The following is a 13,252-nucleotide window of genomic DNA, read 5'->3' as shown; positions in this document are numbered from 1 at the left end:
AACGCTCCAAAGGGCCAAATCTAGGCATTTTTAGGTGAGGGGATGAGATACTGAACCAGCAAGCTTACAGTTCCACCTTGGAATTGTAGTAGTAACTAGCCTGTGGTTCTTTCTACTGTATCACCTCGTATAGATAGATACGCCAGTAGGCATCTGGCCTACTGAACACACCAACCGGACGGAGGCCGCTACGAGCAGGCCGCGCAAGCCGTGCCGCTGACAACACATAGCGTCCGGTTAGCTTTCGGAAGGTACTAGTATCGAACGTGAAATCCTGCACTACGCGGTGCTGAAACGCACCAACGCGAAAATCCTTGCCCAATTCGGCGGAAAATAGGAAGCAGCGGTTGCCCCACGCATCGAAGTAGGTTCGTAACACGGGGCTCTTGGCTAGTTCGCCGGCAATGAGCGGCCGAAAGGCGTGCTTGTAGGGTAAAGGATAGTTGTTTTGGTAGGAGTCGAGGGTGTAGAAATTGTTGAGCTGAGCTACGGCGGGCGGAAAACCCAAACAAGCCACCCGGTACTGCGCTGGCCGTAGGCCTGTCTGCTGCCGGATGGTTTGCTCGACATCTTTGAATAGTGGCTGGGCCACGTACGCTGCGTAGTTTGGCTCGTGCGGATTTGGCCGACCGGCTAGCTCGCGCAAGTTGTTCAGCCATTCGGGGTTCATGCTTACCCCCACCAGCAACTGCACCCCAAGCAGGCCGGCTTGCCAGCGCCCAGGCAATTGGCGCAAAGCCAGCGCCAGCACCACAAACCATAGCAAGGGCGTTAAGTAGTGAAAGCGCCCGAAATTGAACGCGCCTAACGCTGGAAACTTCGGCTGCACAACGGCCACCATCTGTGGGTAGAAGCCGCTGAACACGGCCAGCCCTAGCAGCACCAACAGCCACCAACCGAAGCGCCACAACTGCGTTAGGCGTTGCCCAGCCGGAGTTCGGAGTAGCACCACGCCCACTGCCAGCAACCCTGCCAAGCGCAGAAAGCGGCTGGCGTGGTATTGCCCCATAAAAAAGAATTGCCCGGCACTGCGTAGCCCCGCCCCCAACCCCATCGGGGTGATTTGCCGCATATCAAACTCGAGGCGGTGGGGCACGAACTGCTTGGCAATCAGAATAGAGTTAAACAACGGCCACTCCACCACCAAGTATGCGCCCAGCAGCAGCAGCACTCCCGCCACCAAACGAACTGGCAGCCTGCCTGTCCGGCGCCAATCATAGAGAGTCAGCACGCCCAGCGCCGTTAGCACGAATGGGCCAACAAAAGCAAAAATGGTCCAGAAAGGAAACGCCGCTACTATTAGCCACGGCCACCACCGCCTAGTGCCCTGGCGCAGTTCCAGAAAGGCCAGCAGCAGCCCGGCCTGCCCCAGCACCGATACCCCGTACATGGAATATAGTGGCAACGTTGCCCAACACAAGGCCAGGGCCGCCGCAGTGAACTTGTGATGAGGACCAGACAGCCAGTGCCGCCGCAGCAACGCGTACATGCCCAGCAGCCCAAGTAGCCGCACTAGGGCTTGTTGCAACAAATACACGCCCCAGGGTGGCAACAACTCGAACAGTCCGACCGTCACGCTTAGGCCCGAGCGGGCCGCGTTGCGAGGCAAGCCGTTCATCACGGCGGGCAACTCTACAGCAGGGTGCTGATCCAACGCTACCCCTTGCTGGACAAGCAAATAGGGAATAGCGAATTCCGCTTCCAGGTTGTCGTCTATGGTCACGTAGCTCTGCTCTTGCAACACCAAAAAGGGTGTCAGAAACAGAAGCAAGCCCACTAAAGCCAGCACCAAAGGCGAAACTCGCAACAAATTAGATATCCTAGATGATGGCACAATGATTAGATTTGCTGCGAAATTACCACTGCCCTGCTGTTTCCTACTACCTATTGCAATGCCCGATTAAGGTTTCTCTTTGTCCTTGCATTGTCCTATGTCACAACTTTCTTCAATTCCAGCCGAGCAGCCATTCTGCCAAGTTGAATATGATGCCCACAACAAATGGCTGCGTGCTACGTGGCGCGGCTTCATCAATCCGCAACACGCCTTACAAAGCATTGTTTCGTCGCTTGGTGTGCTCAGCAATCCAGTGGTTACTCTCTTCCTCAACGATAACAGCCAGGTACTCAACCCCTGGTTTGACTCTCTGACGTGGCTGCGCTATGCCTGGGATAGCACGCATACAACGCCGCCCGCTTGCGTGGCCCACGTAATGCAGCCCGGCGGCAATGCCAACGTCAGCGACTTGGACACCAGCTGGACCCGCAGTATCGGCACCGAGCTACAACTCTTTGAGTCGGTGGATGATGCCGAGGATTGGCTGCGCGGCTGCCATCAGTGAGGGGCAAACTAGTGAGGTTAATATTTTGATTGCGCAACTCGCGCCAGCCCAACGTCAATCTCACTAGTTCACTAGTCATCAGTTCACATCCTCAACTACGGGGATGAAAGGCGGTGATAACTTGGCGTAGGTAGTCGCGGTCGAGGTGCGTGTAGATTTCGGTGGTGGTAATGCTCTCGTGGCCGAGCATTTCCTGCACCGCCCGTAAGTCGGCCCCTCCTTCGATGAGGTGCGTGGCGAAAGAATGTCGGAAGGTGTGGGGGCTGATGCTCTTGCGTACGCCGGCTTTGTCGGCGGCTTCTTTGATGATGTTGAAAATCATGATGCGGGAGAGCTTCGCTCCTCGGCGGTTTAGGAACACGAAATCCTCGTTGCCGGGTTTGATGTCGAGGTGGCAGCGGATGCCTTGCAGGTAGAAACCCACGTGCTTCAGTGCGTCGCGGCCAATGGGAACGAGGCGCTCCTTGTTGCCTTTGCCCGTTACGCGTACAAACCCCTGATCAACGTACAAATTGGAAAGGCGCAGTTCGGTTAGCTCGCTCACCCGCAGGCCAGAGCTATAGAGCACCTCCAGAATAGCGCGGTTGCGGGTGCCCTCGGCCGTACTCAAGTCCACGGCTTCGAGTAGCTGCACAATGTCTTCGTAGCTGAGCGTATCAGGGAGCTTGCGGCCAGTTTTGGGGGCTTCCAGCGTATCGGTGGGGTCAATGACCAACAGGTCCTCCATAATCATGAAGCTGTAGAACGCCTTGATGCCAGACAGCGTGCGCGCCTGCGACGTGGCGCTCATCCCTAACTCCCCAAGCCAGTCCAGAAACTCGCGCAGCAGCACCGTAGTCACTTCCTTGGGTTTGTTGGGCAGGTGCCGTATTTCCAGGAAGTACCGCAGTTTGCCCACGTCGCGCACGTAGGCCTCCACCGAATTAGCTGAGAGCGACTTTTCCAGCTGCAAGTAGCCTTCGAACTGACGAATAATGATAGACCAAGTCATAGAGCCCAAAGGTAAGTACAGCTCCCAACCAGCGCGCGCTTTCCCCCACCGATTACTGAGAAGGCGACAAGTCGAAGCGTCCGTCCGTGACAGTGATGGTTTTACCGCTTGGGCTACGAGCCGTGAACTGAAACGTTCCCGCTACAATGGTGCTACGGGTGGTAATCCCGTTTACGGTTTTTGTGCGGGGCTCAATCTTGGTGATAGTCACAGAGCCGGTGCCGTTCGCTGTGTCGTACAGTTCAAGTCCCCCCGATGACGTAGTGCTGTTGTTGTTGTTGGCGGAAGCGCTAAAACCTTGACTCAGCGTATACACGCCCGGCGCAATGGCACTAGCTGAGCGTAAGGAAAGGCTCATACGGCCAATTCCCGCATTGTCTCCATTGGCTCCGTAGTTTTGGATATCCACTGTCAACCCAGACGCCCCAACTGGGAAAGTATATGTTTTAAGCGTGTAGTCGGCCGGTAACATGCTGGCTGATTTGGGGTTGTAAGGCAGCCAGAGCTTGCCATCCACCAGGCAGCCGAACGTGCCTTTACCCTCCTGTGTGGCATCGGGCATTTTCTCCTTGGTGATATCTTCTTCCTTATCGCAGGCAGTGCTGCCAACTAATAACAAGCACGCCAAGAGCAAACTATCCATCCGGCGGCGGCAATGCGTTAATGTTTTCATAGTGTTGCAAGCTACTTGCTTTTCCTGTAGCCTATTCGCCTGCCATTTACTCACTCATTCCCTAAGTCCACTTCATGCAGCTTCTCATCCTCAACGGCCCCAACCTCAACCTATTAGGCCGGCGCGAGCCCGGCATCTACGGTACCCGCTCCTTCGAAGACTACTTGCCCGAGCTACGCACGGCTTTTCCGGACCTTACCATCGAATATTTCCAAAGCAACCACGAAGGGCAGTTGCTGGATAAGCTGCACGAAGTGGGGTACACATACCATGGCATAGTTCTTAATGCCGGTGGCTACACCCACACCAGCGTAGCCATTGCCGACGCAGTAGCGGCCATCAACGCTCCCGTGGTGGAAGTGCACTTAAGCAACCTGCACGCCCGCGAAGAGTTCCGCCAGAAAAGCCTGCTTGGGAAGCATTGCGTGGGTACCATTAGCGGTTTCAAGCTGGAAAGCTACCGGCTAGCTGTGCAATATTTCGATAGCCTTCGGCCGAAGCGCTTGGGCTTCAAAGTGTAGGCAAGCGAAGCAGTGAGGCGTTTGTACCTGTTTGTCTTGGCTTCCGAGCAGCACAAGCTTAACATTCAACCCACTATTTCAGCGTCTCACTATTTCGCCAATTCGCTGTTCCTACCTTTGCAACTCGCTTTTCTCAGACTCCACTACCTATGTATACATTCAATCCGGGCCCGTCGCAAGTGTACCCACAGGTGCGCCAATATCTTCAGGATGCTTTTGATGAGGGCTGGCTGTCGGCTCCGCACCGGGGCGAGCGGTTCACGAGCCTTATGCGGCAAACCGTAGCCGAACTGAAAAACAAGCTCAACGTGCCCCAGGACTACACCGTGTTCTTCATGAACTCGGCCACCGAGTGCTGGGAAGTACTCACCCAAAGCCTGACCCCACGGAAGAGCTTCCATCTCTATAGCGGGGCTTTCGGCGAGAAGTGGTACGAATATGCCAAGGCCCTGCGGCCTGCTACCATGGGCTTCCCCTTCGGCCCCGACGAAGTACCCGACGTAACTGCCCTACCCCTCCCCGACTCGGAAATTGACTTGGTGTGCATCACCCAAAACGAAACCAGCAATGCCACCCAGCTGCGCGATGGTTTCATTCTGAATCTTTACAACCGGATTGGCAACGCCTTGCTGGCGGTTGATGCCACGTCGTCGTTGGGCGGCATCCAGATGAAGTACATCAAGGCCGATGTATGGTACGCCTCGGTGCAGAAGTGCTTCGGGTTGCCAGCGGGCTTGTCGCTGATGATTTTGTCTCCTCGGGCCGTGGACCGGTTCCGGCAAATCAATGAGCGCAGCCACTACAACTCGCTTACGGCGCAATACGAGAAGATGCTCAACTTCCAGACCACCCACACGCCCAACGTGTTAGGCATCTACTTGCTGAGCCGCGTACTGCAAGATCGGGAGCCCATCAAAAACGTGCACCAGCACCTGCAGGAGCGCGCCACCAAGCTCTACGACTACTTCGAGCAAGCCACGCAGCTCACGCCGCTCATCAACAACCCCGAAACCCGCTCGACCACTGTTATTGGGTTGCAAGCAGCCCCTGCCCTCATTGATGAGGTGAAGCGCCGGGCATTGGCCCAGGGCCTACAACTCGGCAACGGCTATGGTAGCTGGAAAGCAGGCAGTTTGCGCATCGCCAACTTCCCCGCCATCCCCGACGAGGCGTTCGAGCAGTTGGTGCAGTTCTTCGCTAGAGAGTTTGCTTAACGCTGAAATGGTGAGGTGGTGAAGTGGTGAGTTTGCTGTTCGACCTGCGTAGTCTGCGCAAGTGGCACCAGCAAAATGTCCAACTCACTAGTTCACCATCTCACTAGTTCACCACTTCACCTTATGTTTAGCCTCAAGGAAATCTTCTCGGTTACACTCACGCTTTTCGCCGTGATTGATGTACTGGGGTCCATTCCCATCATCATTCAGATTCGGCAGCGCGAGGGCAAGATTCACTCCGAAAAAGCCACCCTGGTAGCTGGTGTGCTTATGGTGGTATTCTTGTTCTTGGGCCAGAGCATTCTATCCTTGTTTGGGGTTGACTACCAATCGTTTGCACTAGCGGGCGCCATCATCATCTTCCTAATCGGCATGGAGATGATACTCGGCATCCAACTGTTTCGCCACGACCCGTTAGCTACTACCGGCTCCATTGTGCCGCTAGCATTTCCCATCATCGTGGGTGCTGGCACCATGACCACGCTGCTTTCGCTTCGCGCAGCCTACTCCCTGCCTAACGTACTGGTAGGCATTGGCTTGAACCTCGTATTTGTGTATTTGGTACTCAAGAGCAGCGCCTGGATAGAGCGTAAGCTAGGCAAAGCCGGCGAAGATATTCTGCGCCGGGTGTTTGGCGTGATTCTGTTGGCTATTGCCATCAAGCTGTTTAAGTCGAATTTCTAGCTGAGTTAGTTCTTGCTTGTTAGGGGTTGAAGGTCTGCCCCTAGCAAGCAAGAACTAACTCAGCAATCAACATCTCACATTTTGATCTACTTATTCACCGACGGCTCCTCGCGAGGGAATCCGGGCCCGGGCGGCTACGGGGCTATTCTGCGGTTTGGTCAGCACGAGAAAGAGCTAACCGAAGGCTTCCGCCTAACCACCAACAACCGCATGGAACTGCTGGCCATTATTGTGGGCTTGGAAGCCATCAACCGGCCGGAGCTACCCATCACCGTCGTGACGGACTCGAAATACGTGGTTGATTCGGTGGAAAAAAAGTGGGTATTCGGCTGGGAGAAGAAGGCCGACTTCGGCAAGAAAGCCAATGAGGACTTGTGGCGCCGTTTCCTGAAGGTGTACGCCCAGCGCAAGGTGTCGTTTAAGTGGGTGCGCGGCCACAACGGCCACCCCGAAAACGAGCGGTGCGACCAATTGGCTGTGCGCAGCGCCACCGGCAGCCGCCTCCTTGTTGATGAAGGTTACGAGCTAATTGAAGCACGGCGAGGGTAAGCCAACGAATTACGCCCTACCTTTGCCCACGTGATGAGTCGCTCCACCGCGGTGCCTTTCGGGGTGACGAGGAAAGTCCGGGCAACGCAGAGCACCCTGCTTCCTAACGGGAAGGACTGGCAAGTATAATGCGAACCAGGACAGCCAGTGCCACAGAAAACTACCGCCTACGTTGCCTTCGGGGGACCGGTAAGGGTGAAAAGGTGCGGTAAGAGCGCACCAGCGGGCGGGCAACCGTCCCGGCTGGGTAAACCTCAGGGGTTGAAAGACCAAATAAGCGGATACGCAGGCCTTCGGGCCGGCACCGGGCGGCTCGTCCGGCGTCCGTGGGTAGGTTGATGGAGCCCTTCCGCGAGGACTGGCCTAGATAAATGGTGGAGACGTTGCCTTTCGGGGCAGCGGACAGAACCCGGCTTACAGACTCATCACCCGTCTTTAAACGGCCGTCGCAGCTTCGGGTGCGACGGCCGTTTTGCGTGTGTGCTGATTGGTGCTGCTCGTTGGCGGCCAGTATATCGTTGGCGGCCTCATGGGCGTTGTGCTCGTTGGTGGTTGAAAGTTGACGCTATCGGCTTCGGCACGTAGCACCGCTACAATAGCTTTTCGTTACTTTCGCCTTACTCCTCTTTGCCATTTACATTCTATGCCCCGCATTCTCATCATCGACGACGAAAGAGCCATCCGCAATACGCTGAAGGAGATTCTCGAATATGAAAGCTACCAGGTAGACCAAGCCGAGGACGGCCCCACCGGCCTCGATATGCTAATTCGCGACAAATACGATGTAGTACTCTGTGACATTAAAATGCCGAAGATGGACGGCATCGAGGTATTGGAGCGGGCCCGCATTGTAGCTCCCGACTCGGCCTTTATCATGGTTTCGGCCCACGGCAACGTGGAAATGGCGGTGGATGCCACCAAGAAAGGCGCCTACGATTTCTTGCAAAAGCCACCAGATCTGAACCGCCTGCTTGTGACCGTCCGCAATGCGCTGGACCGCACCAAGCTGGTTGCCGAAACCAAGACCCTGAAGAAGAAGGTGGCCAAAAGCTCGGAAATGGTGGGCTCGTCGGCCGCATTAGGGGCTGTGCGCAAAGCCATTGAGAAAGTAGCTCCTACGGATGCACGCGTGCTCATCACCGGCCCCAACGGCGCCGGCAAAGAGATGGTAGCCCGCCAACTGCACGAGCAAAGCAACCGCTCTGGCGGTCCACTTATTGAAGTGAACTGCGCCGCCATTCCTTCCGAGTTGATTGAGAGTGAGCTATTCGGGCACGAGAAAGGCTCGTTCACGTCGGCCGTGAAGCAACGTATCGGCAAGTTCGAGCAGGCCGATGGCGGTACCTTGTTTTTGGATGAAATTGGCGACATGAGCCTCTCGGCCCAAGCCAAGGTGCTGCGGGCATTGCAGGAAAGCAAAATCACCCGCGTGGGAGGTGAAAAAGAAATTTCAGTAAACGTACGCGTGCTGGCGGCCACCAACAAGAATCTGCTCCAGGAAATAGCCGACCGTAATTTCCGCGAGGACTTGTACCACCGGCTCTCCGTTATCCTGATTCAGGTACCCTCCCTCAACGACCGGCGCGAAGACATTCCGGACTTGATTCAGAAGTTCCTCCAAGATATTGCCAACGACTACGGCAACAAACCCAAGAAGATAGACCCGGCCGCCCTCAAGTACTTGCAAGGCCTCGACTGGCGCGGCAATATCCGCGAACTGCGCAACGTGGTGGAACGCTTGGTCATCATGAGCGACGACACCATTTCGGAAGCCGACGCCAAGGCGTTTGCGGGCAAATAGCATCTCTTCTTACTCCCTCTTCATGTAGAGGGGGAGTAAGAAGAGGTTACACCATTTGGTTGCACCCACGCACATCCGAGTTATCTAGGCGGCCTAGTACTTCAAACGAGCCATCATGGTGCATGCGGGCCAGGTCTTTGGTTTCAATGAAGGCACAGCTATCCACATTGGCCAGATCAATGACGTTGATGGCCCCATCAGGACGGGAGGTGGAAACGGAGAACGGGTCAGCAGGGTCGCGGAGCAGCACGTGTAGTTGCGGTGGCGCGTGGAAGCGGCCGTCACCGAGGCTGTAGGCTTGGCTTAGCAATTCGGTCATGCCGTATTCAGAGTGAATTCCGGCAGGCCCAAATACCTGCTGCAATTCGTGGTGCAGTTCCTCGCGAATCATTTCGCGGCGGCGTCCCTTCATACCGCCCGTTTCCAGCACCGTCAAATCTTGCAGTTCTGGAGCCGCCCCTACCTCGGCCGCGAGGTCGAGCAGTGCGTAGCTCACGCCAAACAGCATGACTCGGCGGTTACCATCTTGCTTTGCTTCACGCAGAGCCTGTAGCAAGGCCGTGTGGTCGTGTAGAAAAAACGCCGCCTGGCGTTGTCCAGATTGCTTGGCGAAATAATCAACCATCGCCACCAACGAGGAATGCCCCTGCTCTAAGTAGGACGGCAACAGCGCCAGAAATGTCCAAGTGGTAAGCGGGCCGTAGTACTGCTCGAAAATGCGAGCCGCGTTATGGCGGTACAGCTGAGGGTCGCGGACGTGGTGCTGGCTGCGCTGCTGCAAGGTGGTCCCGCTGCTTAGAAACAACTCCTGGGGTTCCCAAAGAGCCGGCTCAGTACGTACATCGTGGGTTTTAAAGAATTCGATGGGCAGAAAAGGAATGTCCGTCGGTGTGGTTATTGCAGATGGGTTGCAACCAAGTGCGGCTATATATGCTCTATAAGGTGGGCAATGCACTGCCTGGTGCCGAAATAGTTGTAAGGCCACTGCTGCCACGTTGGTGGCAGTCAGGTTGGATAACTGATGTAGGTGCTCTTCGCGGAAACTCATTGTTGCACTATGGGGTTTGCAAATCACATAACAATTGCAGGGAGTCTTCGTTGATAAACTGTACCTTTTGCTTACTGTTTACCAGGTTTTTCACTCGTACTTTCTCTTCTATGGCCATGTCTCGTACGCTTCGTCTAGGCTTGCTATTTGCGCTAATCTGCACAGCCGTTGCTTCCTGCATCAGCCCTCCTGACTTTCCCGATACTCCGTCCATCAAGTTCAAGGAGCTAGAGGTTGTACGCTTGCCTCCGGCCTTTCCTGGCGATGCGCCCGCCGATTCGGATACCATCACGATTTCCTTTGAGGATGGTGACGGTGACTTAGGGCTTTCTCCGGAAGACCTGGATCCGCCCTACAATTCCGTGCCTGGTCCCGGCGGTACGCAATTAAATCCGAACTACTTCAACTATTATATCCAGCCGCAGATCAAAGACCCAGTGACCGGAGAGTTTGTTGACTTCTCGAACAGCTTTGCTGGGGAATATAATGCCCGCTTTCCCCGCCTCGGACCAGAAAGTGGTAAGGAAGCCCCACTCAAAGGTGATTTGCGTTTGGCACAGCGATGGACGCTGAATGCGCCTTTTAAAGCAGGCGATGAGATACGCTTTAAGGTCAGCATCAGAGACCGTGCTTTGAACCTAAGCAACGAAGTATTGACAAGCAGCTACGTTGTGAAAGGTCGGTAACAACACCTAACAAATTGCAAGGAGGGCACTATGGCATGTAGCTACAGTGCCCTCCTTTTTTTGCGCCTACCTGAGCGCGCCCTCACGTTTGTTTACGCCAGCGCAAGCGCTTGTTGCCACTGGCTTAGTATATAGCCGGAAACCGCTTAGGGTCCACTTCGTGCATCATCTCGTACACGGTGTCAAACACGTCTTCGGAGTTAGGCTTCGAGAAGTAGTCCCCATCGGAGCCGTAAGGCGGGCGGTGTGCTTGAGCGGCCAGGCAACGCGGAGCCGAATCGAGGTAGCGGTAGGCATCCTGGTCGTCGAGCACTTGCTGGAGCATATACGCGGTGGCACCACCCGGCACATCTTCATCAGTGAAGAGTACCCGATTGGTTTTCTGAATGCTGTCAGCAATGACGTGCTCCAGGTCAAAGGGCAACAGCGTTTGTACATCCAGCACTTCCACTGAAATGTCAACCTCTGCTAGTTGCTTGGCGGCTTCCAGCACAATCCGGCACATCGAGCCGTAGGTCACAATGGTTAGGTCGGTGCCTTCGCGCAGCACTTCTGGCACACCAAGCGGCAACGTGAACTCGCCTATGTTGCTCGGGATTCGCTCTTTGAGGCGGTAGCCGTTCAGAGGCTCAATCACGATAGCTGGCTCATCCGAGCGTAGCAGCGTGTTATAGAAACCAGCGGCCTGGGTCATGTTACGGGGTACGCAGAGGTGGATACCACGAATAGCTCCCAGAATCATCTGGATGGGGGAACCAGAATGCCAGATACCTTCCAGACGGTGGCCACGGGTGCGCACGATGAGCGGCGCCTTCTGCCCACCTTTGGTGCGGTACTGCAGGTTGGCCACATCATCCGACAGAATCTGGATGGCGTACAGCAGGTAGTCCAGATACTGAATTTCAGTGATAGGGCGTAGGCCGCGCAAGGCGGCACCAATCCCCTGCCCTACAATAGTGCATTCACGGATACCAGTGTCCGTCACGCGCAAATCGCCGAACTTCTCTTGCAAGCCCGCAAAGGCCTGATTGACGTCACCGATGCGGCCGACATCCTCGCCGATGGCAAAAATGCGCGGGTCGCGTTGAAAATTGGCGTCGAAACAGGCTTGTAACACCTCGCGGGCATCAACTTGTGTTGCGTCGGGGGCATAGGCGGCGGGTACTACTTCTATATTGCCAACCGCTTCTTCGCTCTGGCTGAAGAGGTAAGAATTGTACCGGTCTGCGTTATCGGCCAGCGCTTGGTCTAGCCAGTTGAGCAGGTTGCGGCGGGCGCCGCTACGCAGGCCGCGCACTTGGCGCAAGGCTTGGCGCACGGTGCGCACTAAATCAGCTCGGATGGGGGTCTGGTTGTTCGCCAGTTGTTCCACCAGTTCCGACAAGTCGGTATTGTTGCTGGCATCAGTTACTAGCTTACGCAAGTGAACTACCACCTCGTCGCGCTCCTCTTTGATGGGGTTGAAGAAGGCCGCCCACGCCGTGGTACGGGCCACTTTTACAGCTTCCCGTGCTTCGCTCTCAATTTGGTTGAGTTCGTCTTCAGTGGCGTGGCCTTCGGTCATCAGCCACTGCTTCATTTTCACCAGGCAGTCGTGCTCCTGCTCCCACACCAAGCGGTCCTTGGATTTGTACCGCTCGTGCGAGCCGCTAGTGCTGTGGCCCTGCGGCTGCGTTACTTCCGTAACGTGAATAAGCACGGGTACATGCTGCGTGCGGCACACCTCGGCCGCCCGCTGGTAGGTGTCGAGGAGCGCTACATAGTCCCAGCCTTTTACCACGAAAATCTCGAAGCCCGGCTCACCTTCGCCCTCGCGCTGCAAGCCCATCAGAATGGCGGAAATGCTTTGTTTGGTGGTTTGGTACTCAGCGGGCACCGAAATACCGTAGTGGTCGTCCCAGACGCTCATCAGCATCGGAATCTGCAGCACTCCGGCTGCATTGAGGGCCTCGAAGAACATGCCTTCGGAAGTACTGGCGTTGCCAATCGTGCCGAACGCTACCTCGTTGCCGTTCACCGAAAACTGGTTGTACTGCTGCAGCCCTGGGTTTTGCCGGTAGAGCTTGGAGGCATACGCCAAACCTACAAGGCGAGGCATCTGGCCGGCGGTAGGCGAAATATCAGCCGAGGAGTTCTTGCTGGTCGCCAGATTCTTGAAGTTGCCGTCTTCGTCCAGAATGCGGGTGGCGAAGTGGCCATTCATAGCGCGGCCGGCCGTGGCAGGCTCCGCTTCCACATCGGTGTGGGCGTACAGCTGGGCGAAATACTGCTGCAGGGTTAGCTCGCCGATGGCGAGCATAAACGTCTGGTCGCGGTAGTAGCCGGCGCGCCAGTCGCCGGCGCGGAAGGCGCGGGCCATGGCCAGCTGGGGCAGTTCCTTGCCGTCGCCGAAGATGCCGAACTTGGCTTTGCCCATAAACACTTCTTTGCGGCCCGCCAAGGAGGCGTGCCGGCTTTCCCACCCAAGGCGGTAGTCGCGCAGAAATTCTTCTTTGTGTGAAGTGGCCGTAGGGGCCAGCAGGTCGGCAGTTTCGGTCGTGGGCATAGAACGGATGGGGACGGATGTTGATGCCAAGGGTAAGCGAAGCAAGCCCGCTCAAGGAAGTTGGCGCCCAAAAGTACGGATTTGGCCGGCAGCTTTAACGGAGACGCAACCGGGGGCCTTTTTGTTTATCTTTGGCAAGTGGAACAAAATTCAACCACATGTTGCTTCCCTTGCGCTGTACCTCTAGTTCATACCTACTTC

Annotated in this window: 12 protein-coding genes and 1 other RNA gene; 8 read left to right on the top strand and 5 right to left on the bottom strand. The window is 55.9% G+C overall.

Going from position 1 to position 13,252, the window contains the following annotated elements; all coding sequences use genetic code 11:
• Nucleotides 1-112: 112 nt before the first annotated feature.
• A complete protein-coding gene (locus tag MTX78_RS08440) occupies nucleotides 113-1,807 on the bottom strand; it encodes a DUF6044 family protein (protein WP_243801673.1) in 1,695 nt (564 codons plus the stop codon).
• Between the two features lie 124 nt (nucleotides 1,808-1,931).
• Between MTX78_RS08440 and MTX78_RS08435 the strand changes: the two genes are divergently transcribed.
• A complete protein-coding gene (locus MTX78_RS08435) occupies nucleotides 1,932-2,339 on the top strand; it encodes a hypothetical protein (RefSeq protein WP_243801671.1) in 408 nt (135 codons plus the stop codon).
• Between the two features lie 91 nt (nucleotides 2,340-2,430).
• Here MTX78_RS08435 and xerD read toward each other — a convergent pair whose 3' ends face one another.
• Together xerD and MTX78_RS08425 are read right to left on the bottom strand one after the other, a co-directional pair.
• A complete protein-coding gene (gene xerD / locus MTX78_RS08430) occupies nucleotides 2,431-3,330 on the bottom strand; it encodes a site-specific tyrosine recombinase XerD (protein ID WP_243801669.1) in 900 nt (299 codons plus the stop codon).
• A 52-nt stretch (nucleotides 3,331-3,382) separates the two neighbouring features.
• Nucleotides 3,383-4,003 (bottom strand): hypothetical protein, encoded by a 621-nt coding sequence (locus tag MTX78_RS08425; RefSeq protein WP_243801667.1) that lies wholly within the window; start codon nucleotides 4,001-4,003, stop codon nucleotides 3,383-3,385.
• Nucleotides 4,004-4,077: 74 nt separating this feature from the next.
• Here MTX78_RS08425 and aroQ point away from each other — a divergent pair, with 74 nt between their 5' ends.
• The 6 genes from aroQ to MTX78_RS08395 all read left to right on the top strand — a co-directional run bounded on the left by aroQ (nucleotide 4,078) and on the right by MTX78_RS08395 (nucleotide 8,772).
• Nucleotides 4,078-4,524: a type II 3-dehydroquinate dehydratase gene (gene aroQ / locus MTX78_RS08420; protein WP_243801665.1), complete on the top strand. Its 447-nt coding sequence runs from the start codon at nucleotides 4,078-4,080 to the stop codon at nucleotides 4,522-4,524.
• Nucleotides 4,525-4,673: 149 nt separating this feature from the next.
• Nucleotides 4,674-5,738 (top strand): aminotransferase class V-fold PLP-dependent enzyme, encoded by a 1,065-nt coding sequence (locus MTX78_RS08415; protein WP_243801663.1) that lies wholly within the window; start codon nucleotides 4,674-4,676, stop codon nucleotides 5,736-5,738.
• Nucleotides 5,739-5,861: 123 nt separating this feature from the next.
• Nucleotides 5,862-6,422, top strand: a complete 561-nt coding sequence (locus tag MTX78_RS08410; protein WP_243801662.1) for a MarC family protein — start codon at nucleotides 5,862-5,864, stop codon at nucleotides 6,420-6,422.
• Between the two features lie 81 nt (nucleotides 6,423-6,503).
• Nucleotides 6,504-6,971, top strand: coding sequence for a ribonuclease HI (gene rnhA / locus MTX78_RS08405; protein ID WP_243801660.1), 468 nt, complete (start codon nucleotides 6,504-6,506; stop codon nucleotides 6,969-6,971).
• A 30-nt stretch (nucleotides 6,972-7,001) separates the two neighbouring features.
• An RNA gene (gene rnpB, locus MTX78_RS08400) (RNase P RNA component class A) lies at nucleotides 7,002-7,404 on the top strand.
• A 210-nt stretch (nucleotides 7,405-7,614) separates the two neighbouring features.
• Complete coding sequence (locus MTX78_RS08395; protein ID WP_243801658.1) at nucleotides 7,615-8,772, top strand: sigma-54-dependent transcriptional regulator; 1,158 nt, start codon at nucleotides 7,615-7,617, stop codon at nucleotides 8,770-8,772.
• A gap of 46 nt (nucleotides 8,773-8,818) precedes the next feature.
• Here the strand turns inward: MTX78_RS08395 and MTX78_RS08390 are convergent, their stop codons facing one another.
• Nucleotides 8,819-9,820 (bottom strand): long-chain-fatty-acid--protein ligase, encoded by a 1,002-nt coding sequence (locus MTX78_RS08390; RefSeq protein ID WP_243801656.1) that lies wholly within the window; start codon nucleotides 9,818-9,820, stop codon nucleotides 8,819-8,821.
• Nucleotides 9,821-9,936: 116 nt separating this feature from the next.
• Between MTX78_RS08390 and MTX78_RS08385 the strand changes: the two genes are divergently transcribed.
• The gene (locus tag MTX78_RS08385; RefSeq protein WP_243801655.1) at nucleotides 9,937-10,506 is read left to right on the top strand and encodes a hypothetical protein; all 570 of its coding nucleotides are present in this window, start codon (nucleotides 9,937-9,939) and stop codon (nucleotides 10,504-10,506) included.
• Nucleotides 10,507-10,630: 124 nt separating this feature from the next.
• On the opposite strand, the gene MTX78_RS08380 is transcribed toward MTX78_RS08385, so the two are convergent.
• A complete protein-coding gene (locus MTX78_RS08380; protein ID WP_243801653.1) occupies nucleotides 10,631-13,051 on the bottom strand; it encodes an alpha-ketoacid dehydrogenase subunit alpha/beta in 2,421 nt (806 codons plus the stop codon).
• Nucleotides 13,052-13,252 lie beyond the last annotated feature (201 nt).

This window comes from Hymenobacter tibetensis (assembly GCF_022827545.1).
Taxonomy (GTDB): Bacteria; Bacteroidota; Bacteroidia; order Cytophagales; family Hymenobacteraceae; genus Hymenobacter; species Hymenobacter tibetensis.
Note: the sequence above shows the minus strand (reverse complement) of the source record. Positions and strands in the feature narration are given on the sequence as shown.

Bases quoted from the DNA above. Each gene is read 5' to 3' on its own strand.
- MTX78_RS08435 (WP_243801671.1), top strand. From the start codon at position 1,932: ATGTCACAACTTTCTTCAATTCCAGCCGAGCAGCCATTCTGCCAAGTT.
- xerD (WP_243801669.1), bottom strand. From the start codon at position 3,330: ATGACTTGGTCTATCATTATTCGTCAGTTCGAAGGCTACTTGCAGCTG.
- MTX78_RS08425 (WP_243801667.1), bottom strand. From the start codon at position 4,003: ATGAAAACATTAACGCATTGCCGCCGCCGGATGGATAGTTTGCTCTTG.
- aroQ (WP_243801665.1), top strand. From the start codon at position 4,078: ATGCAGCTTCTCATCCTCAACGGCCCCAACCTCAACCTATTAGGCCGG.
- MTX78_RS08415 (WP_243801663.1), top strand. From the start codon at position 4,674: ATGTATACATTCAATCCGGGCCCGTCGCAAGTGTACCCACAGGTGCGC.
- MTX78_RS08410 (WP_243801662.1), top strand. From the start codon at position 5,862: ATGTTTAGCCTCAAGGAAATCTTCTCGGTTACACTCACGCTTTTCGCC.
- MTX78_RS08395 (WP_243801658.1), top strand. From the start codon at position 7,615: ATGCCCCGCATTCTCATCATCGACGACGAAAGAGCCATCCGCAATACG.
- MTX78_RS08390 (WP_243801656.1), bottom strand. From the start codon at position 9,820: ATGAGTTTCCGCGAAGAGCACCTACATCAGTTATCCAACCTGACTGCC.
- MTX78_RS08385 (WP_243801655.1), top strand. From the start codon at position 9,937: ATGTCTCGTACGCTTCGTCTAGGCTTGCTATTTGCGCTAATCTGCACA.
- MTX78_RS08380 (WP_243801653.1), bottom strand. From the start codon at position 13,051: ATGCCCACGACCGAAACTGCCGACCTGCTGGCCCCTACGGCCACTTCA.